The organism is Chthoniobacter sp. (genome assembly GCF_040003245.1).
In the GTDB taxonomy this organism is placed as follows: Bacteria; Verrucomicrobiota; Verrucomicrobiia; order Chthoniobacterales; family Chthoniobacteraceae; genus Chthoniobacter.
In genome coordinates this window covers 1-19,020 of sequence record NZ_JBDUCX010000060.1, presented here as the reverse complement: position 1 = coordinate 19,020, position 19,020 = coordinate 1, and the positions used below count along the sequence as shown (strand labels likewise).

The window sequence follows — 19,020 nt, the reverse complement described above, 5'->3', positions numbered from 1 at the left end:
AAGGTGAATCCGGACGCCTTTTGGCTTACGTATGATGGTTATGAAAACGCGCCCGCTGCTGGTTCTCATGCTGATCCTTTATTCGGTGGCTGGGAGTTGGGGGGCGGATGACCTCAAGCCGAGCGTCATGATCACCAAGGATGCGCTTCGCTCGGTCATCGAGGGCCAGCTCAATGCCTTCCGCCACGACGACTATGCGAGTGCCTATGTCTTCGCCGACAATGAATTCAAGCACGTGTGTCCTTTGGATCGATTTGAACGCCTGGTCAAGGTGGGCTACCCGGCCATCGCGCATTCGACCTCCGCGCGGTGCGGCCTGGCCTTCGACAATGGTGACGAGGCAGTGGTGAACATGCGCGTTTTCAGCGAGGGGCGGGAGCCGGTGGATTATCAATATACGCTGCGCCGGGATGGGGAGACCTGGCGGATTACCGGCGTGACTTTGCTCAAGGACCAGACGACAGAAGTCTGATCGTGCGCCGTATTCTGGCGGCTCTGGCCGCGTTTTCCCTCACCGTCCTCTCGTCGCCCGCCGACGAGGCATTGCAGAAGTTCGTCTACGAAAAGGCGGAGATGGGGTTGCCCTTCCGCATCTCGATGTATGCGAAAGATGAAGCCACCGCCAAAGCTGCGGCGGAGGCCGCCTTCGACCGTGTTGCGGTGCTCAACAGTATTCTCAGCGATTATGACAGCGACTCCGAGCTGAGCCGGCTGTCGCAGACTTCCGGGCAGGGCAAGGCGGTGCCGGTGAGCACCGATCTCTGGCGCGTGCTCGAGCGGGCGCAGCAATACGCCGTGCGCAGCGATGGGGCTTTCGATGTCACGGTCGGTCCCCTCGTCAACCTGTGGCGGCGCGCCCGGCACAAGCAGGAACTGCCGACCCCGGAATTGATCGCGGAGATGAAGGCGCGGGTGGGTTACAAGAACCTGCGCCTCGATCCGGAGCATCATACGGCGGAGTTGCTCGTGCCGGAGATGCGGCTCGATCTCGGGGCCATCGCGAAGAACTACGCCGTCGACGAAGCGGTGGCGGTGCTCAAGCAGCGGGGCATCACCCGCGTGCTGGTCGGGGGCAGCGGCGACATGACGGCGGGTGACGCGCCGCCGGACCAACCCGGCTGGCGCATCGAAGTCGCGCCGCTGGACGTGCCGGGCGCGCCGCCGCCGCAGATCATCTATTTGAAGAATCGCAGCATCGCGACGAGCGGCGATATGTTTCAGCGCGTGGAGATTGGAGGAAAACGGTATTCGCATATCGTCGATCCGCGCACGGGCATCGGTCTTACGGATCACAGCCTCGTCACCGTCGTCGCGTCGGATTGCATGGCGGCCAATGGACTCACGACGACGATCAGCGTGCTCGGGCCGGAACGCGGTTTGAAATTCGTGGAGGACACCCCCGGCGCCGCGGCGCATGTGGTCCGCATGCCGGATGACAAGATTCAGTTCGTGGAGTCCTCGCGGTGGAAGGATGTGCCGAAAGCGGCGCCGTAGCAGGGGCGCGAATTCCCCTTGCATACGGGAACAGAAACGCGCCCCGCTCCCTCGACTAGCACGAGGAAACGGGGCGCGGTGAATTCAAGGCGCGGACGCCGGTTTACAGGACTTCGGTCTGGCCGGGGATGGCGCGCTGGTAGAGGCCATCGGGCCCGGGCATGTGGCGCGGGTTGGCATCGAAGGCGAACTTCTCGGGGAGCAGTTCGATCTTCGAGGCGAGAGCCTTGTCCCACTCGATTTCCTTGCCCGAATAGGCGGCCATGCGGCCGAGGATCGCGGTCATCGTGCTGGTCGCGCCATACTCCGCTTCGCTGTATTCCTTGTTCTGGCGGATGGCGGTGAAGAGGTCGTCGTGTTCCTGTTGGTAAGGATCCTTCGCGCCCTCGGCTTTATAGCGCCAGGCTTCCGCGGCGAAAATCTGGTTCTTGCCCACGTCGGCGCGGCCTTTGGTGCCCTGCACGTGCTCGCTGACGCTGTTCCAGCAGCCGGGTTGATGGCGGCATTCGCTGAACGAAATCGAGCCGTCCTCGTATTCGTACTGCACGGCGAAGTGATCGAAGATTTCACCGTCGTCGGCGCCGCCGTGATTGATCTCGCGGCCGCCCATGGCGCGGGCCTTCACGGGATGACCCTTCTTGACCCAGTTGATGACGTCGATGTTGTGAATGTGCTGCTCGCAGATGTGATCGCCGCAGATCCAGGTGAAGTAGTACCAGTTGCGCATCTGGTATTCCATTTCGGTGAGCTTGCGGCCGTAGATCTTCTCGAGGTCGGCGCGCTTCTTCTGCCAGGGGCGCTGGCCGTTCCAGTAGGCGCGCATGGAGACGATATCGCCGATGGCGCCATCATGCAGGCGCTTGACCGTCTCGATGTAGCCGGCCTGGTGATGCCGCTGGAGACCGACGCCGACTTTCAAGTTCTTCTTCTTCGCTTCCTCGGCGGCGGCGAGCACCTTGCGGATGCCGGCGGCGTCGGTGGCCACGGGCTTTTCCATGAAGATGTTTTTGCCCTGCTTGACCGCTTCCTCAAACATCATCGGGCGGAACCCGGGGGGCGTGGAGAGAATGACGACGTCGGCGAGTTCGATGGCTTTCTTGTAAGCATCGAAGCCGAGGAACTGGCGCTCCTTGGGCACATCGACGCGCTCGCCATGCTGCTTCTGCAAATTGGAGAGCGAGCTGTCGAGGCGGTCGGGATGGATGTCCGCCATGGCGATGAGTTTCACCGGGCCGATGGGGTAGGTGCTGAGCGCCTGGTTGGCCGCGCCGGAACCGCGTCCGCCGCAACCGACCATGGCGATTTTGATTTCGTCGGAGGCGCTGGCGCCGTGCGCGTAGCGCTCGGGAGCGAGGGCGCCGAGCAGTGCACCGCCGGCCATCGCGGCCGAACTGGTCTTAAGGAAACTCCTGCGGCTGAACGCCTCGGGGAGAATGATCTGGGATGGTTTATTCATGTGGAGGTGGAGGTGGGATGGCAAGCCTAGTGGAGGCCGGCGCGCTTGGCTACGTCTTCTTAATCACGTGGATGGGAAAAGCTTTGATCCAAGCTCACTCGCGGCGGAACAACTTGCGCAGGCTCGACCACAGGGCGAAGCGATTGGGATTGTTCGCCTTGTTCCATTCCCGCACGACCTCGTCGATGTTGTTCGCGTAGACGTTTACCTTTTCCGAGTTGCACGTGTTGCAGCGCACGAGGAAATTCTTCCCCTGCATGATGATCTCCGGCATCGAACCGCAGTTTTTGCAGCGCCAGAGATCGGTGTAACCCATGGGGTCTTACTCGGCTTTGCTGAGATCGGGGTTATCCTTTTCCACGCCGCTGTTCCAGTAGGACTGCGCTTCCGCGGCCGTCGGCACTTTCAACGGGCGCACGATGCGGAAGCCGAGGAATTGGGCGTCGGTGTGGTACCAAATGCTTTTCGGGAGCTGCGGGTCCTGGATCTTCCACGTGTTGTCGGACGCCCGGCGCGCGGCGCAGCGCAGCTTCGTGGCATCATCATCGTCCCACGAACCGCCGCGCGCGACGTGCGGATACGGCTTGGTCGCCTTGTTCCAGGGATTGGCCGCAGGCGAAGTCTGGTAATAAGTCGGGCTGTACTGATCGAGCGTCCACTGGATCACATTGCCGAGCATGTCGTAGAGGCCCCACGGATTCGGCTTCTTCTTGCCGACCTTTTGATACTTGAAGTCCGAGTTCTTGCCCCACCAGCAATAGTCGCCGATCTGCTTGGGATCATCGCCCCAGAAATACGCGGTGGTGGTGCCGGCGCGGGCGGCGTATTCCCACTCGGCCTCGGTGGGCAGGCGATAGAAGTGACCGGTCTTGGCGCTGAGCCATTCGCAATACTTGTTGGCCGCGTGCTGGGTCATCGAGATGGCGGGAAAGCCATCCTTGCCCATGCCGAAGCTCATCTCCACATACGGCTGCGTGGGGTGCGTGACCGCATCGGTCATCGCGTTCAGCGCCGGGTCGAGCTTCTTGGTTTCGCGGCCCTTTTTCTCCTCGTTCGGATACATGAAGAGCTCGAACTCGTTCCACGTCACGGTGGTTTTCTCCATCCAGAAGGGCGCGATCTCCACCTCGTGCACGGGACCTTCATCGGCCTTGTGGCCGGGTTCGTTGTCCGGGCTGCCCATCTTGAATTTGCCGCCGGGAATCGGCAGCATGTCGTAGGTGATCTCCGAGCCGGGGATGGTGTTGGTGTAAGCCTTCATCTCCTTGTCCGACGCGACCGTCGGGCTCTTCAAGATCGACTCGTGAATCTTAGCCACGAGTTCGGTTTCCGCGGCGGAGCCCGCTGTGGCGACGGCCTTCTTGCGCGCCGTCAGGTTCATCCCATCCGGCCACTTGGCGCCCTCGTTGATCCAGGTCTTCAGCAGTTCGGTGTCGGCCTTGGCCAGGCGCTCGAGATCGTTGGTCACCTTGTTGCGCGGCGGCATGAGTTTCTTGGCGTCATCCGGCAGCACGGTGGTCGTGTAGAGTTTGCTCTTCTCCGCATTGCCCGCGACGATCGTGGACTTCGATTCGAAGGCGGCTTCTTTGGTCGAGAGATTCAGGTCCGTGTCGCCTTTTTCGAATTCCGTGCCCTTCGGGTTGTGGCAGCGCACGCAATTGGTTTCGAGGATCGGTTTGATGTCCTTTTCAAAATCGACGGCAGCGTGCAGGGCGAGAGGAGTGGCCAGGGAGGCGAGGAGGAGAAGGCGCGGGGATTTCATGCGAGGGAGGGGAGTTTTGGCAATTTGCGGGCGTGGTGTCAACGGATGGAAATGGAGGGAAGTGTCATAAATGATAAGTTTGTGAATAAAACAACTCTTTTGATTATTCATCAGCGTCGCCAGGAGTTCATCGAATTAGGGTGGCTCGCATGCCGGAAAATTTTCTCTGCCTTGACCAAGCTTGATTGGCCTTGATTGGCTGCCCGCAACCGGACCCCATACGGGTCGGCCATCGCGGGTTGGTCATTGGGAAGTGAGTGAGCCTCATACTTGGGTTCAGAGCGAAGGAGAAATTTCGAAAGGCTTAATTCACCTTAATTCGGCTTAATTTACCTTAATCTACACTGGGCTCGCCTCCGACCCTTCGGTGGGATTCCGACCGGAATATGAGGAATTGATCCCACCATCCGACCGTTCGGTCCCGGAAATTTTGCGACCTTGACCAGCCTTGACCAGCCTTGACTGGCCTTGACTGGCCTCTGTAGGACCCGTGCCAATACCCCTCCGCATCGGGTTTGGGTACGAAAAGAAGCTGCGGCGGGCATTTCGGCGCGTCGCTCGATGCATTGGTCGCTGACTGAATACAAGGCCATGATGATTTTCTCGCTACCTATCCGCCACCTCGCCCCAGTTTCCTCCTTACCCCATTCGACACCGCCACTGTAGCATCTAGTCCTTAAAAAGTCAAGGAAAATCCGCGCGCGTTTCTCACTTCCCCGCCTGCTCGATCTTGGAACGCAAGGTCTGCATTCCGGCCTGCACCTCGGCCAGTTTGCGAGTGCAATTGTTCAAGTCGGATTCCGCCGTGGAAGTGGTCGCGCGATTCATGTTGTGGTAGACCCTGCCCTGAAGATACTCGATTCTCGACTGGAGGGTCGTTTCTTCGTGCTCCAGAGAGGACAACTGAAAGTTCATCGTCCGCAGGTTCTCCTTGAGGCGGGAGGCCTGCTGCTGCGCGGCGTTGACGACCGGAACCGTGGTGTTGGCGGAAGCGAGATTTGCGACCGGCTGGCGCATGACGGCCGGGGCGGCGGCGAGGGCGGCCTTGGGCAGGGCCACGGACTGCGCCTTCAGATCGGTGCGGGAGACGGCGCGCGCCACGGTCAGGTCATTGGTCAGGACCCTGGCATTCAAGGGCATCTCGCCGAGGGGAGTCTGATAGATGCCGGGACGAATGAGCCGCACTTCCGTCCCCGGGACGAGGCGGCTGACGCCGTCTTTGGTTTCCTTGCGCACTGCTTCCACGAGGTAAAAAGTCCCCGGTTTGGCATACTGGGGGGTGGGGACTGGTGTCGGCGTGGCCTCGACCAAGTGCGTGTCGTTATCATCCACCTTGGCCACCGGTCGGTCGCAACCGGCCAATGCCAACCCGGCCAGCACGCAACTCAAACCGATGAATTTCATTTTGCTCTCGAGCTTTGGGAATCCGGCTCTTCCATATGAAAAGGAGCTCTGCGTGACAAGCGGAATCCGTATTTTCGCGCACTAGTCTGCCGCCTGTTTCGTCGTGGCCTGCCTCCCGCACGGAAAATGGCGTTCGTCTCGGTGGCGGGAGCTTGCCTGTTGAAGAAAGACCCGTAGAATTTGTCCATGAGTGCAACCGAAATCCTGGCGAAAATCCCCCGACTGACTCCGGATGAACTGCACGTCTTGCGGCGCGCGCTGGAAACCCGTGATGGGACGGGACACGAAGCGTCGGGAACCGGCGTGCGACCACCCGGCTACGAAGCGCTTCACGGATGCATGGCCGATGAGCCGGCGCTGGAGATTCCCGAGCGGCATCACTGGCGTCCAGCGCCGAGCTTGGACTGACCGCAGCGTCCGACCCGCGGGTAAGCATGCCTGACGAAATCCACTACCAATGCCAGCGCTGCACGAATTGCTGCCGCTGGCCGGGGTTGGTGCTTATCGAACAAGCGGAGATCGCCCGCATGGCGGCTTTTCTGAAAGTGACGGAGCATGAATTCATCCAACGCCATACGACTTTGCGGCCGCAGCGGGATGGGCTGGCGCTGGTCGACAAAGGCCCCGCCGCCGATGGCACCTACAATCACGAATGCGTCTTCCTCGATGGCCGGGACTGCCGCATCCAGCCGGTGAAGCCGCGGCAATGCGCGGGCTTTCCGAACACGTGGAATTTTCCCGGTTGGCGGGAAAGCTGCGAGGCGGTGCCGACGGTGAGGGCCGCCGCGGGCGCCTAGGATGGGCCGACGTTTCAGCCGGTAACGGCGCCACCGAGGGCAGGGTTGTGAGCGGGTGTATTCACGCGTGCTGAATCTGTTGTCGGCAGGCCTGCGGGCGGGGGCAAGCTGAGGGACTGTAAATGATGACGCGGAAAGAAGAGGTGAGCCAGCGAATCACTCGGATGACACGAATGCGAAGGATTTCATTCGTGTGACCCGAGTGATTCGCTGGCCAAACTTCAAATGGAGCGACTCATCTCACCGTCTCTGAGAGTGCGGGCCGAAGGCGGAATCGTTCCGGGCTTGATCTCTCCTGCTTTCCCGACGATTTCCGTGCTAACGGAATCTCTTTCGCGGAATCATTCCCAGCGACTCCGACCCACCCCGACTTTGCCCATGCGCCTTCGACTTCGTGTTCCCGCCCTCATCTTTGCCCTCACCGCCAGCGTCCTCGGCGCCGATGAATTTCCCACGCCCTACAACAGCGACAAGGGAGATCCCCAGCCGATCTCGCCCGAGGAAGCGCTGTCGAAGCTGAAGCTGCCGCCGGGGTTCAAGGCGACGATCTTTGCCGCGGAGCCGGCGGTGCAGAATCCCATCGGGATGTGTTTCGATCCGAAGGGGCGGTTGTGGGTGGCGGAGAATTATACTTATGCGGAACGACCGCTGAAATTTGATCTGCGGTTGCGTGATCGCATCGTGGTCTTTGAAGATGCGAAGGGCGACGGACACGCCACGAAGCGCACGGTGTATGATGACTCGCTGCAGATGCTCACCAGTATTGCGCGCGGCAATGGCGGCGTGTGGGCGATGTGTCCGCCGCAACTGCTTTTCATCCCGGACAAGGATGCCAGCGGGATGACGGGCGGGACGCCGCAGGTAGTGCTCGATGGCTTCACCGTGCCGAGTGAGAACTATCACAATTTTGCCAATGGCCTGAGCTGGGGACCGGATGGCTGGCTCTACGGGCGCTGCGGGGCGTCGTGCCCCGGGGATGTGGGCGCGCCGGGCACGCCGGCGGAGCAGCGGGTTCCGGTGCGCGGCACGATGTGGCGCTATCACCCGCAGCGTAAAGTGTTCGAGATGCTCTGCTCGGGGACCACGAACCCTTGGGGCCATGATTGGGACGAGAATGGGGAGCTGTTTTTCATCAATACGGTCTGCGGGCACCTCTGGCACGGCATCACCGGCGCGCATTTCGTCCGCTCGCACACGCTGGACCAGAATCAGCACGTTTACTCTCTCATCGACCAGCACGCGGACCACTATCACTTCGACACGGGCAAGGGCTGGCAGGCTTCCCGCGATGGTGCGGCGAATGATCTCGGGGGCGGTCACGCGCATTGCGGCACGGTCATCTACCAGGGGGACAATTGGCCGGCGGAGTATCGCAACAAGCTCTTCACCATCAATTTTCACGGACGCCGCTTGAACACCGAGATCCTCGAGCGCACCGGCACCGGTTATGTCGGCAAACACGGGCCGGACGCCATGCTCTTCGGCGACCCATGGTTTCGCGGGATCGACCTGGCGACCGGGCCGGATGGCGGCGTCTTCGTGCTCGACTGGAGCGACACCGGCGAATGCCACAACGCCACCGGCGTGAGCCGCACCAGCGGGCGCATTTACAAGATTACCTACGAGGCCGGAGCGAAGACGCCGCCCAGCGGCTGGGACATCAGCGGACTCTCTCCGCTCGAGCTCGCGAAGCTGCACCGTTCGGCGAATGATTGGTACGCGCGGCAGGCGAGCCAGCTTTTGCAGGAGCAAGCGGCCACGCCGGGCCGGGTGACAAAGGCCGAAGACCTGACCGCAGCCCGGGTCTCCCTGGCCAAGGAACTCGACAAAGGCAAGAATGTCGCGCTGCGCCTGCGCGCGTTGTGGACGCTGCGGCTCATGGGCGGTGAGGACGACGACAAGCTTCGCCGGCTGCTGCGCGATGAAAACGAGCATATGCGTGTTTGGGCCATTCGGCTGCTGACCGATGACTGGCCGCTCGATACCTGTCTCGGCGCGCGGCCCGCGCAGCGGGAGGCGCAACCGCCGGCCGATCTGCTTGCGGAATTTGCGGACATGGCCCGGGAGGACAAATCCGGCCTGGTCCGCCTCACGCTCGCCTCGCTGCTCCAGCGCCTGCCCCTCGCTGCTCGCGCGACGCTGGCGGCGCCCTTGCTCTCCCGTGCCGAGGATGCGACCGACCACAACCAGCCCATGATGGTGTGGTACGGCCTGATCGCGCTGGCCGACCATGATCTGGCCGCTCTCCCGGCGCTGGCGGATCAGTGCGCGTTGCCGCAGACGCGCCAGTACATCGCCCGGCGTATCGCGGAAGGCGTGGAAAAGAATCCCGCCCCGCTGAACGAGTTGCTCCAGATCACCGCGGCCAAGCCCGCTGCCTTCCAGGCCGATGTGCTCACCGGCATGAACGAAGCCTTCACTGGCTGGCGCAAAGCGCCGAAGCCGGCCACGTGGGACGCGCTGGTGGCGAAGCTCGATCCTGCGCTGGCCGACAAGGCGCGCGATCTCGGGGCGCTCTTCGGCGATGGTCGCGCGCTCGATGAAGTGCGCCGCGTGGCCCTCGACAAGAACGCGGACGTGAACCTGCGCAAGGTCGCGTTGCAAACGCTGGTTGATTCGCGCACGCCGGAAGTGCGCCAGATTTGCGAGCAACTGATCGGCGAGCATTACGTCAACGTCGTCGCCCTTCGCGGCCTGGCGCAAGAGAGCGATCCGGCGCTGGGAGCGAAGATCGTCGCGGCCTACAAGAACTTCGCGCTGGGTGACCGGCCGCAGGTCATCACCGCGCTGGTTACGCGCGCCCCGTGGGCGAAGGCGCTGCTCGATGCCATCGCGGCAAACAAAGTGCCGCGCACCGATGTGACCGCCTTCCATGCCCGGCAGATTCACAATCTCAACGATGCGGAGTTGAACAAGCGCCTCACCGAAGTCTGGGGCGATCTGCGGGAAAGTCCGGAAGGCATCAAGCAACTCATCGCCCAGCTCCGCACCCGGCTCACGCCCGACGCCCTGGCCAAGGCCGATCCGCGCGCGGGCCGCGCGGTCTTCGCGGGCATCTGCGCGACGTGCCACACGCTCTACGGGGAAGGCGGCAAGATCGGTCCCGATCTCACCGGCGCGAACCGCGACAACCTCGACTATCTCCTCGAGAACATCGCCGACCCCAGCGCGGTCGTCGCGCCCGACTTTCGCCTCTCCATCGTCATGCTCAAGGATGGCCGTGTGCTCTCCGGCATGATCACGACCAAGACCGACCGCACGCTGACCCTGCGCACCATGACCGACGTGCAAACCGTCGAGCGTGCCGAGGTCGACAAGATCACCGAAAGTCCGCTCTCGATGATGCCCGAAGGCCTGCTCGCTGCCTTCACGCCCGAGCAGACGTTGAATCTTTTCAGCTACCTCATGGGCCATCAGCAGGTGAGCCTCCCTGAGGCCAAATAGGGGGCAGTTTTCGGTTCCCACTTTTCGTCCACTCTCATGCGCCCTCGCTCTCTCGCCGTCTTCGCCGCCCTCACCGCCAGCCTCCTCGCGGCGGATGAATTTCCCACGCCCTACAATACCAACAAGGACAATCCGCAGCCGATCTCGCCGGAAGAGGCGCTCGCGAAGCTGAAGATGCCGCCGGGATTCAAGGCGACGATCTTCGCGGCAGAGCCGCAAGTGCAAAATCCCATTGCCATGTGCTTCGATCCGCAGGGGCGGCTGTGGGTGGCGGAAAATTACACCTACGCCGAGGCGCCGCTGAAATTCGATCTCCACCTCCGCGATCGCATCCTCATCCTGGAAGACGCCAAGGGCGATGGCCACGTCACCAAGCGCACGGTCTACGATGAGTCGCTGCAGATGCTGACCAGTATTGCCCGCGGCGAGAAAGGGGTGTGGGCCATGTGCCCGCCGCAGCTCCTTTTCATCCCCGACAAGGACGCCAACGGTCTCTCCGGCGGCACAGCCCAAGTGGTGCTCGATGGCTTCACCGTGCCGTATGAGGGCAGCTATCACAATTTCGCCAACGGCCTCTCGTGGGGCCCGGATGGCTGGCTCTACGGACGTTGCGGCGGCTCGGCCCCCGGCGATGTCGGCGCGCCGGGTACCCCGGCGGAACAGCGCGTGCCGTTGCGCGGCGGGATCTGGCGCTATCATCCGCAACGCAAAGTCTTCGAAGCCTTGTGCGCCGGCACCACCAATCCCTGGGGTCACGATTGGGACAAATTCGGCGAGCTCTTCTTCATCAACACCGTGAACGGTCATCTCTGGCACGGGATCACCGGCGCGCACTTCACGCGCTCGTCCACCCTCGACCAAAACCCGCACGTCTACGGGCTCATCGATCAGCACGCCGATCATTACCACTTCGATACCGGCAAAGGTTGGCAGGCTTCGCGCGACGGCGCGGCCAATGATCTCGGCGGCGGCCACGCCCACTGCGGCGAAGTCATTTACCAGGCCGACAACTGGCCCGCGGAATATCGCGACAAGTTGTTCACCATCAATTTCCACGGCCGCCGCTTGAATACCGAGATCCTCGAGCCACAAGGCAGCGGCTACGTCGGCAAACGCGGGCCCGACTCGTTCTTCTTCGGCGACCCGTGGTTTCGTGGCATCGACCTCGCGACCGGCCCGGATGGCGGTGTCTTCGTGCTCGACTGGAGCGACACGGGTGAGTGCCACGACCGCAGCGGCATCAATCGCACCAGTGGACGCATCTACAAGATCACCTACGACGGCGGCGTGAAAACACCTCCAAGTGGCTGGAACATCACTGGGCTCCGGGCGAGTGAACTCGCCAAGCTGGAACGCTCAACCAACGATTGGTACGCGCGCCAGGCCAGCCAGCTTTTGCCAGGTTATCAGGGCAAGGATGGCGGCGTGACCAATGGCGAGGAACTCACTTGGGCGCGCCTCTCGCTCGGGGAGGAACTGGACAAGGGCAAGGACCCGGTGCTGCGTCTGCGCGCATTGTGGACGCTGTGGCGCATGGGCGGCGTGGACGACGCCAAACTGCGCACCCTTTTACGCGATGAAAACGAACATGTTCGCGTGTGGGCCATTCGCCTGCTCACGGACACCTGGCCGCTGGACACGAACATGGGCCAGCGCCCCGCCCGCGCCGAAGCCCAGCCGCCCGCCGATCTCCTCGCTGAATTTGCCCGCATGGCCCACGAAGACTCCTCCGGCCTCGTGCGGCTCACGCTCGCTTCCACGCTCCAGCGCCTGCCGCCGGCTGATCGCGCCGCCGTCGCCGCTCCGCTGCTCGCGCATGCGGAGAATGCCGCTGATCACAATCTGCCGATGCTTGTTTGGTACGGCCTCACACCGCTGGCCGACCAGAATCTCGCCGCCCTCCCGGCATTGGCCGACGGTTGCACATGGCCGCTCACCCGCCGCTACCTCGCCCGCCGCGTCGCGGAGGACGTGGAGAAAAATCCCACGCCGCTCAATGATTTGATCAAGCTCACCGCGGCGAAGCCGGTGGCCTTCCAGACCGACATTCTCGCCGGTATGAATGAAGCCTTCACTGGCTGGCGCAAGGCGCCGAAACCCGCTGCGTGGGACGCGCTCGTGGCGAAGCTCGATCCCTCCCTGGCCGACAAGGCGCGCGACCTCGGCGCGCTCTTCGGCGATGGCCGCGCGCTGGATGAAGTGCGTCGCGTCGCGCTCGACAAGACAGCCGACGTCGCCCTGCGCAAGGTCGCCCTGCAAACGCTGATAGATTCCCGCACGCCGGAGACGCGCCAGATCTGCGAGAAACTGCTGGGCGAACGGTACCTCAACGCCGTCGCGGTTCGCGGCCTGGCGCAGGAGAGCGATCCCGCGCTCGGCGCGAAGATCGTGGGCGCTTACAAGAATTTCTTCCTCGGCGATCGACCGCAGGCCATCACCGTGCTCGTCACGCGTCCCGCCTGGGCGGGCGCGCTGCTCGACGCCATCGCGGCGAAAAAAATCCCGCGCACGGATGTCACCGCCTTCCACGCCCGGCAGATTCATAATCTCAACGATGCCGAGCTGAACAAGCGCCTCGCCGAAGTCTGGGGCGACCTGCGCGAGAGTCCCGAGGGCATCAAGCAACTCATCGCCCAACTCCGCACCCGGCTCACCCCCGAGGCCCTTGCGCATGCCGATCCGCACGCGGGCCGCGCGGTCTTCGCGGGCATCTGCGCCACCTGCCACACGCTCTACGGCGAAGGCGGCAAGATCGGCCCCGACCTCACCGGGGCGAATCGCGACAACCTCGACTATCTCCTCGAAAACATCGCCGACCCCAGCGCGGTGGTCGCGCCCGACTTCCGTCTCTCGATCATCATGCTCAAGGACGGCCGCGTCCTCTCCGGGATGATCACGACCAAGACCGACCGCACGCTGACCCTGCGGACCATGACCGACGTGCAAACCGTCGAGCGCGCCGAGGTCGACAAGATCACGGAGAGCCCAATGTCCATGATGCCCGAAGGCCTGCTCGCCGCCTTCACCCCGCAACAGACCCTCGATCTCTTCAGCTATCTCATGAGCCACCAGCAGGTAGACTTGCCGGAGGCGAAATAGATAGCTTTCGCCCGGCGGCGAAAAAGCCCGAAGAGCCCGAAATTATTGTCATCCAGAGCAAAGTCGAAGGACCTCCAGTCAGGCTCTGGCATCTCATGCGTCGCTTCATTACAAGCGTGGCACTTTCTTGCGGACGGACTGGTGAAGAAGAAGGATATTGGAGATCCTTCGACTTCGCTCAGGATGACAGGGTGGGGGAAGCGCTCTCGCGTGCTGCGCAACGCACTTGAATATCAACCCGCGTTTTTCTTCAAGATCTCCGCGATGACTTCATCCGTGCTGGTGCCCTCCGCTTCGCCTTCGAAATTGAGGATGATGCGGTGGCGCAGGGCGGCGAGGGCGGCCTGGTCGATATCGGCGCGGGAGACGTGGTAGCGGCCGTCGAGCACAGCGTGGATTTTCGCGGCGAGGATGAGGGCCTGCGCGCCGCGCGGGCTGGCGCCGTAGCGGACATACTTCTTGGCGAGCGGGGTGGCACGCTCGTTGTCGGGGTGCGTGGCGAGGACGAGGTCGACGGCGTGGGCCTGGATTTCGTGGGCGAGCGGGACCTGGCGGACGACGTCGCGCAGGGCGACGACTTCGGCCGGGCTGTCGAGGACCTTGGAGACAATGGGAGTATCCTTGGCCGTGGTGCGGTCGAGGATGGTGTGCAGGTCATCGGCCGAGGGGAAGAGGACCTTGAGCTTGAAAAAGAAACGGTCGAGCTGGGCCTCGGGCAGGGGATAGGTGCCTTCCATCTCCAGCGGGTTTTGCGTGGCGAGGACGAGGAAAGGCGGATCGAGCGGGTGCTGCACGCCGCCGACGGTGACGTGCTGTTCCTGCATCGCTTCAAGCAGCGCGCTTTGCGTTTTCGGCGTGGCGCGATTGATTTCGTCGGCCAGCAGGATGTTCGCGAAGACCGGGCCGGGCTGGAAGGTGAACTCCTTGTGGCCGTGTTCCGTTTCGCTGATGATATTTGTGCCGACGATGTCCGCGGGCATGAGGTCGGGCGTGAATTGCACGCGGGCAAATTTCAGGTTCACCGCGTCGGCCAGGGTGCGGACGAGCATCGTCTTGCCGAGGCCGGGCACGCCTTCGAGCAGCACGTGGCCGCCTGCGAAAAAGGCGACGAGCACGCCTTCCACGATCTCCTTCTGCCCGACGATCATCTTCATCATCTCGTCGCGGATGCGGGTGAAGCTGGCTCGGAATTGTTCGACCTGGGTTTCGAGATTCGGCGTTTGGGTCATGGCTGGGGAAGGCGGGAGACTGGCAGGTGAATGGAGCAATCGACAATCCCGCAATCGAAAATCGGCGACGCCCTCATTCCTGCGGGCGGATCGATTCGAAGTAGCGCTTGATGAGAAAGCGCGAGCCGAGCGGGATGTTTTCCTGGAGCACGGCGTCCTGCGCGGCGGGGGCCATCGCTTCGTAGAGATTCTTGTAGCCGCGGTTGGACTTGGAATGATCGCCGGCGGACTGCAGGGACTGCTGCATGCTTTCGCCATCGCCCATGCGGCCGGCGAGTTGCTGGCGCTGGGCGTCCTTGCCGGCGGCGTTCTGGTCTTTGCCGAACGGCGAATCGGTCGTGCCGACGTCGTGCTCGCTGCCGGGCTGTCCGCTGGGCAGGGTGGGGTCGCCGGGGCTGGGCGGGCCATTTGGGCTGCTCTGCGCGAAGGATTGCGTCTTCACGCTGCCGGGTTGGCCGGAGGGCGGTTGATCGCTCTGCTGCGTCTGGCCCTCGCCGGCCTTCATGTTCTGCAAGGCGGCGAGAAGCTGCTCCAGCGTTTGCTGGCTCGGTTTGCCACCGGACTGCTGGCCGCTCTTGCCCTGCGCCATCTGTCGCAACATCTGCGCGAGTTGCTTCGCGGCTTCGCTGGAATTGCCGCCCTGCTGCGCCTGGGATTGCTGCAATTTCTCGGCGAGCTTCTGCATCGCCTCGGAGAGTTGTTTTTGCTGGGCGAGTTCCTTGATGGCTTTCTCCAACTGCTGGCGCACTTCCTCGGAGGTGGCGTCGTCCTTTTGATCGGCGAGCTTCTGCATTTCCTTTTCCAATTCCTCCGCGGCCTTGGCCTGGTCGCCAGCGGCGAGGGCGGCGGCGGCGTCTTTGGTCGCGTCGTTTTGCGCGAGCGCCTTGGCCAGCGCCTGCTGCTCCTCGGGAGTGAGTGCGGAGGGCGACTTTTGCATGTCCTGCACCATCTGCTCGAGCGCGGAGAGCTCGCGCAGGGCGGATTTGCCGGCGTCCTCGGGATTGGTGGCGTTGGCGCGCAATTGCTCGGCGCTGCGCTGCAATTGCTCGGCGAGTTTCTTTAATTCCTCCGCCTTGTTTTGCTCACCGGCCTTCGCCGTTTCGCGGGCCAGTTGTTCGAGATGTTTTGCGGTGTCTTCCACGGCGGCACGCGCGGCCGCCTTGTCGGCGTCGCGATTGGCGAAGCTGCGCTGCGTCTCCCATTGCAAGAGCGCAATCGCCAGCACGGGCACGAACCACCACACCACGTCGCGCGGAATCCGCACGCGGATGAGCTGGCTGAATCTTCCGGCGCGGACGAATTGCGTGCATTCCTTCACGGCGAGGGCGTGCATCGCCTCGGATTCCGGCGCGGCAGCGAAGTTGAGCGCGGTGAGGAAGCGGTCGCGCGTGCCGCCGAGGCGGTCGAGGATGCCGGCAGTCTCGACCAGGCTGCGTCGCCGGGCGAGTGTGGCCAGCAGCGCAATGATGAGCGCCCCGGCCACGGCGTAGCCAGCGGCCTGGGCATCCCAAGGGAGGCGGCCGAGCCCCCAGCGATTGAACGCTCCGAAGATGAGCAACCCCGCCCCGGCGAGCAGGCCCGCCTTGACCAGCGCCACGAGGAAGAATTGCGCGCCCAGCCGCCGGCGGGCGGCGCGCAGCGGACGCAAAACATCTTCGATGGCAGGCGTTTTCAAATCGGAGTGGAAACTAGCATCTCCCGGCCCGGATGCAGCAAGGGAGTTCTTGAATCCGTCCATCCGTGAGTTGCTGGATACCTCAGCCAATGTTTTACTCATGCCCATGAAATCGCTTTTCCCTCTGCTCGTCCTCCTTGCCGTGCTCACCTCCGGCCAAATCGCCCGGGCCGATGAAGCGGCGGACAAGGAGGAGTTGCGCGCCATCGAAAAGCGCTCCACGGCTTCGCTGGTCAGCGGCGACTTTCAAGCGCTGGGGTCGATCTTTGCCGAGGAATGGATGCTCGTGAGCCCGGATGGGAAGGTGGTTTCGCGAGAAGCTATTTTCAAGCAGCTCACCAGCGGCGACCTGAAATTCAGCTCCTACGAGTTGGGCGAGATGGAGATCCGCGTTTTCGGCGATACGGCGGTCGTGGTGGGTCACGGTAATCCGCACGGCGAATACAAGGGTGAAAAATTCGAGGAGGATGAAGTGTTCTCCGACACGTTCATCCGGGTGGGAGGCCGGTGGCGTTGCATTCTCAGCCACAGCTCCGAAGTGGACGAGGCAAAGTAGCCTCCGCCTGCGGCTCATTTTCCACCGATCGACGCGCAGCATTGCGCGATGCCCGCCGCGCGGCGCATGGTTGGGGAATGTCATCGCCAGAAAAGCAAATGTCGCCGCGGGGGCTGCGGGCCCTGCTCCGGGTGCGCGTTTGGCTGGCGGAGATCGTTCGGCCGAATGAATTGCAGGTCACGCTCTTCTGGGCGGGCGTCATCGGCTTTGCGGGCGCGTGTGCGTCGGTCGCCTTCCGCAGGCTGACCTCGCTCGTGCACCTTGCGCTCACGCAGCAGGGTGGCGGACTCGTCGAAAGCTTCATCCATCTCAGCCCGGTGCAGCGGCTGCTGGTGCCAGCGGTGGGCGGTTTGATCGCGGGAGTGATTATTTACTATGGCATGCGCTGGGGGCGCCGGAGAAGCAGCACGGATTACATGGAGGCCATCGTGCTCGGCGATGGCATCATCTCCTCGCGCTCCAGCCTCGTGAAGTGCGTGTCGGCGATGTTTTCCATCGCGTCGGGTGCATCGATCGGCCGCGAAGGCCCGCTGGTGCAGCTTTCCGCGATGATCGCCTCCCGCATCGGCCGGTGGAGGAAAACGCCCACGCTGCAATTGCGGCTGCTCGTGGCCTGCGGCGCGGCGGCGGGCATCGCCTCGGCCTACAATGCGCCGATCGGCGGCGCGCTATTCGTCGCGGAGATCATTCTGCAATCGCTGGCCATGGAATCCTTCGGCCCGCTGGTTTTCTCCTCGGTCGTCTCGACGCTCACCGTCCGCCAATTGCTCGGCGAGCAGCCGCTCTACGAGATCGCGTCGGTGCGGCTCGGGTCGAACTGGGAAATCCTGCCGCTGCTATTGCTCGGCTTGCTGGCCGGGCTCGCCGCGCCCTGGTTCTTGCGGTTGTTACGGGCCAGCGAGCGGCTGTTCACCAAGCTCGCGCTCCCGGTCTATTTGCGGCTCGGCCTCGGCGGGCTCATCGTCGGCGCGCTCGCCATCTGGCAGCCGGAAGTGTGCGGCAACGGCTACAGCGTAGTGAACCACATCCTGCACGGCGAATTGCTTTGGCAGGCCCTGCTCTTCATCCTCGTCTTCAAGCTCATTGCCACCGCGGCGACGTTCGGCTCCGGCGCGGTCGGCGGTGTGTTCACTCCCACGCTTTTTGTCGGCGCGTGCGTGGGGCAGCTCGTCGCGCACGCCGTGCAGTCGATCTGGCCCGGCGCGCCGCTGAATCCGCAGGCCTTCACCGTCGTCGGCATGGGCGCGTTTCTCGCCGCCACCACCCACGCGCCGATCATGGCCATCATCATGCTTTTCGAGCTCACCCTCGACTACCAGCTCATCCTCCCGCTCATGCTCGCCTGCGTCGTCGCCCACTACGCCTGCCTGGCCTTCGAAGAAAAATCCATCTACGCCGAATCGCTGAAGCGCAAAGGCGGCGAGATTTACCGCCAGCAACTGGCCGGCTTGAGCGTGGCGGATATCATGAAGCCGGATCCGGTCAATGTGGATGAGGACGCCGACTTTCGCGCCATCGCCCACGAATTCATCACGCACAATTTTCGCTATCTCTACGTCACCGCCGCCGATGGGGGTTTCCGCGGCGTCATCGCGCTGCACGACGTGAAGAGCAACCTCATGCAAAGCGAACTCGCCGAGCTGGTCGTTGCCCGCGACATCCTGCACGACGATTTCCCGACCATCGCGCCCGACGCCTCGCTCATCGAAGCTCTGGAACGTTTCGCCCATCACGATGGCGAGCGCCTGCCCGTCACCGTCGGCCAGAATGGCAAACTGATCGGCAGCATCTCCAAGAGCGACCTCCTTCTCGCCCTCGCCGAGCGCACCAAAGAGCCCCGCCCCTCCGCGCCTGCCTCGCCGCCCCCCGCCAAACCCGCCGCCTGATCCACAGCCTTCGCCAGTTTGTTCTGCCGTTCATCCTTCCGCCTTCCGCCTTCATCCTTCAAAAGTGGCGTGCCCGGCGGGACTCGAACCCACGACCTGCGGTTTAGAAGACCGCTGCTCTATCCAGTTGAGCTACGGGCGCCTCGTTCATCGCGGCAACTTTTCGGGCCGCATGATGGGAGCACTTCGCGCGCAGATTCCTCTGGTGCCGACCTCCC

The 19,020-nt window shown here is 63.1% G+C and carries 14 protein-coding genes and 1 tRNA gene; 8 read left to right on the top strand and 7 right to left on the bottom strand.

Annotated elements, in window-relative coordinates; all coding sequences use genetic code 11:
* The first annotated feature begins 40 nt into the window (after positions 1-40).
* Both ABJF10_RS10485 and ABJF10_RS10480 read left to right on the top strand, forming a co-directional pair.
* On the top strand, positions 41-472 hold the full coding sequence (locus ABJF10_RS10485) for a DUF4864 domain-containing protein (protein ID WP_348544510.1): 432 nt from the start codon (positions 41-43) through the stop codon (positions 470-472).
* 2 nt (positions 473-474) lie between these two features.
* Positions 475-1,494 (top strand): FAD:protein FMN transferase, encoded by a 1,020-nt coding sequence (locus tag ABJF10_RS10480; protein ID WP_348544509.1) that lies wholly within the window; start codon positions 475-477, stop codon positions 1,492-1,494.
* Between the two features lie 103 nt (positions 1,495-1,597).
* Here ABJF10_RS10480 and ABJF10_RS10475 read toward each other — a convergent pair whose 3' ends face one another.
* The 4 genes from ABJF10_RS10475 to ABJF10_RS10460 all read right to left on the bottom strand — a co-directional run bounded on the left by ABJF10_RS10475 (position 1,598) and on the right by ABJF10_RS10460 (position 6,116).
* A complete protein-coding gene (locus ABJF10_RS10475) occupies positions 1,598-2,950 on the bottom strand; it encodes a Gfo/Idh/MocA family oxidoreductase (RefSeq protein ID WP_348544508.1) in 1,353 nt (450 codons plus the stop codon).
* Between the two features lie 94 nt (positions 2,951-3,044).
* Complete coding sequence (locus ABJF10_RS10470) at positions 3,045-3,266, bottom strand: hypothetical protein (RefSeq protein ID WP_348544507.1); 222 nt, start codon at positions 3,264-3,266, stop codon at positions 3,045-3,047.
* Between the two features lie 6 nt (positions 3,267-3,272).
* Positions 3,273-4,712, bottom strand: a complete 1,440-nt coding sequence (locus ABJF10_RS10465) for an SUMF1/EgtB/PvdO family nonheme iron enzyme (RefSeq protein ID WP_348544506.1) — start codon at positions 4,710-4,712, stop codon at positions 3,273-3,275.
* A 708-nt stretch (positions 4,713-5,420) separates the two neighbouring features.
* The gene (locus ABJF10_RS10460; RefSeq protein WP_348544505.1) at positions 5,421-6,116 is read right to left on the bottom strand and encodes a hypothetical protein; all 696 of its coding nucleotides are present in this window, start codon (positions 6,114-6,116) and stop codon (positions 5,421-5,423) included.
* Between the two features lie 186 nt (positions 6,117-6,302).
* On the opposite strand from ABJF10_RS10460, the gene ABJF10_RS10455 reads away from it, so the two are divergent.
* The 4 genes from ABJF10_RS10455 (at position 6,303) to ABJF10_RS10440 (ending at position 13,456) form a co-directional block, all read left to right on the top strand.
* Positions 6,303-6,524 (top strand): hypothetical protein, encoded by a 222-nt coding sequence (locus ABJF10_RS10455; RefSeq protein ID WP_348544504.1) that lies wholly within the window; start codon positions 6,303-6,305, stop codon positions 6,522-6,524.
* Positions 6,525-6,550: 26 nt separating this feature from the next.
* Positions 6,551-6,913, top strand: coding sequence for a YkgJ family cysteine cluster protein (locus ABJF10_RS10450; protein WP_348544503.1), 363 nt, complete (start codon positions 6,551-6,553; stop codon positions 6,911-6,913).
* Positions 6,914-7,291: 378 nt separating this feature from the next.
* Complete coding sequence (locus ABJF10_RS10445; RefSeq protein WP_348544502.1) at positions 7,292-10,357, top strand: PVC-type heme-binding CxxCH protein; 3,066 nt, start codon at positions 7,292-7,294, stop codon at positions 10,355-10,357.
* A gap of 36 nt (positions 10,358-10,393) precedes the next feature.
* Positions 10,394-13,456, top strand: a complete 3,063-nt coding sequence (locus tag ABJF10_RS10440; RefSeq protein ID WP_348544501.1) for a PVC-type heme-binding CxxCH protein — start codon at positions 10,394-10,396, stop codon at positions 13,454-13,456.
* 233 nt (positions 13,457-13,689) lie between these two features.
* Here ABJF10_RS10440 and ABJF10_RS10435 read toward each other — a convergent pair whose 3' ends face one another.
* Entirely contained in the window at positions 13,690-14,685 is a 996-nt protein-coding gene (locus ABJF10_RS10435) for a MoxR family ATPase (protein ID WP_348544500.1), read from the bottom strand.
* A gap of 73 nt (positions 14,686-14,758) precedes the next feature.
* Positions 14,759-16,360: a hypothetical protein gene (locus tag ABJF10_RS10430; protein WP_348544499.1), complete on the bottom strand. Its 1,602-nt coding sequence runs from the start codon at positions 16,358-16,360 to the stop codon at positions 14,759-14,761.
* 106 nt (positions 16,361-16,466) lie between these two features.
* On the opposite strand from ABJF10_RS10430, the gene ABJF10_RS10425 reads away from it, so the two are divergent.
* Entirely contained in the window at positions 16,467-16,916 is a 450-nt protein-coding gene (locus ABJF10_RS10425) for a nuclear transport factor 2 family protein (RefSeq protein ID WP_348544498.1), read from the top strand.
* A gap of 77 nt (positions 16,917-16,993) precedes the next feature.
* Complete coding sequence (locus ABJF10_RS10420; RefSeq protein ID WP_348544497.1) at positions 16,994-18,802, top strand: ClcB-like voltage-gated chloride channel protein; 1,809 nt, start codon at positions 16,994-16,996, stop codon at positions 18,800-18,802.
* Between the two features lie 65 nt (positions 18,803-18,867).
* Here the strand turns inward: ABJF10_RS10420 and ABJF10_RS10415 are convergent.
* A tRNA-Arg gene (locus ABJF10_RS10415) sits at positions 18,868-18,944 on the bottom strand.
* Positions 18,945-19,020 lie beyond the last annotated feature (76 nt).

What these genes read in the sequence shown, in the direction of transcription:
- ABJF10_RS10420 (WP_348544497.1), top strand. Translation starts at nt 16,994, where the DNA reads ATGTCATCGCCAGAAAAGCAAATGTCGCCGCGGGGGCTGCGGGCCCTG.
- ABJF10_RS10455 (WP_348544504.1), top strand. Translation starts at nt 6,303, where the DNA reads ATGAGTGCAACCGAAATCCTGGCGAAAATCCCCCGACTGACTCCGGAT.
- ABJF10_RS10435 (WP_348544500.1), bottom strand. Translation starts at nt 14,685, where the DNA reads ATGACCCAAACGCCGAATCTCGAAACCCAGGTCGAACAATTCCGAGCC.
- ABJF10_RS10425 (WP_348544498.1), top strand. Translation starts at nt 16,467, where the DNA reads ATGAAATCGCTTTTCCCTCTGCTCGTCCTCCTTGCCGTGCTCACCTCC.
- ABJF10_RS10445 (WP_348544502.1), top strand. Translation starts at nt 7,292, where the DNA reads ATGCGCCTTCGACTTCGTGTTCCCGCCCTCATCTTTGCCCTCACCGCC.
- ABJF10_RS10440 (WP_348544501.1), top strand. Translation starts at nt 10,394, where the DNA reads ATGCGCCCTCGCTCTCTCGCCGTCTTCGCCGCCCTCACCGCCAGCCTC.
- ABJF10_RS10450 (WP_348544503.1), top strand. Translation starts at nt 6,551, where the DNA reads ATGCCTGACGAAATCCACTACCAATGCCAGCGCTGCACGAATTGCTGC.
- ABJF10_RS10485 (WP_348544510.1), top strand. Translation starts at nt 41, where the DNA reads ATGAAAACGCGCCCGCTGCTGGTTCTCATGCTGATCCTTTATTCGGTG.
- ABJF10_RS10460 (WP_348544505.1), bottom strand. Translation starts at nt 6,116, where the DNA reads ATGAAATTCATCGGTTTGAGTTGCGTGCTGGCCGGGTTGGCATTGGCC.
- ABJF10_RS10475 (WP_348544508.1), bottom strand. Translation starts at nt 2,950, where the DNA reads ATGAATAAACCATCCCAGATCATTCTCCCCGAGGCGTTCAGCCGCAGG.
- ABJF10_RS10470 (WP_348544507.1), bottom strand. Translation starts at nt 3,266, where the DNA reads ATGGGTTACACCGATCTCTGGCGCTGCAAAAACTGCGGTTCGATGCCG.
- ABJF10_RS10465 (WP_348544506.1), bottom strand. Translation starts at nt 4,712, where the DNA reads ATGAAATCCCCGCGCCTTCTCCTCCTCGCCTCCCTGGCCACTCCTCTC.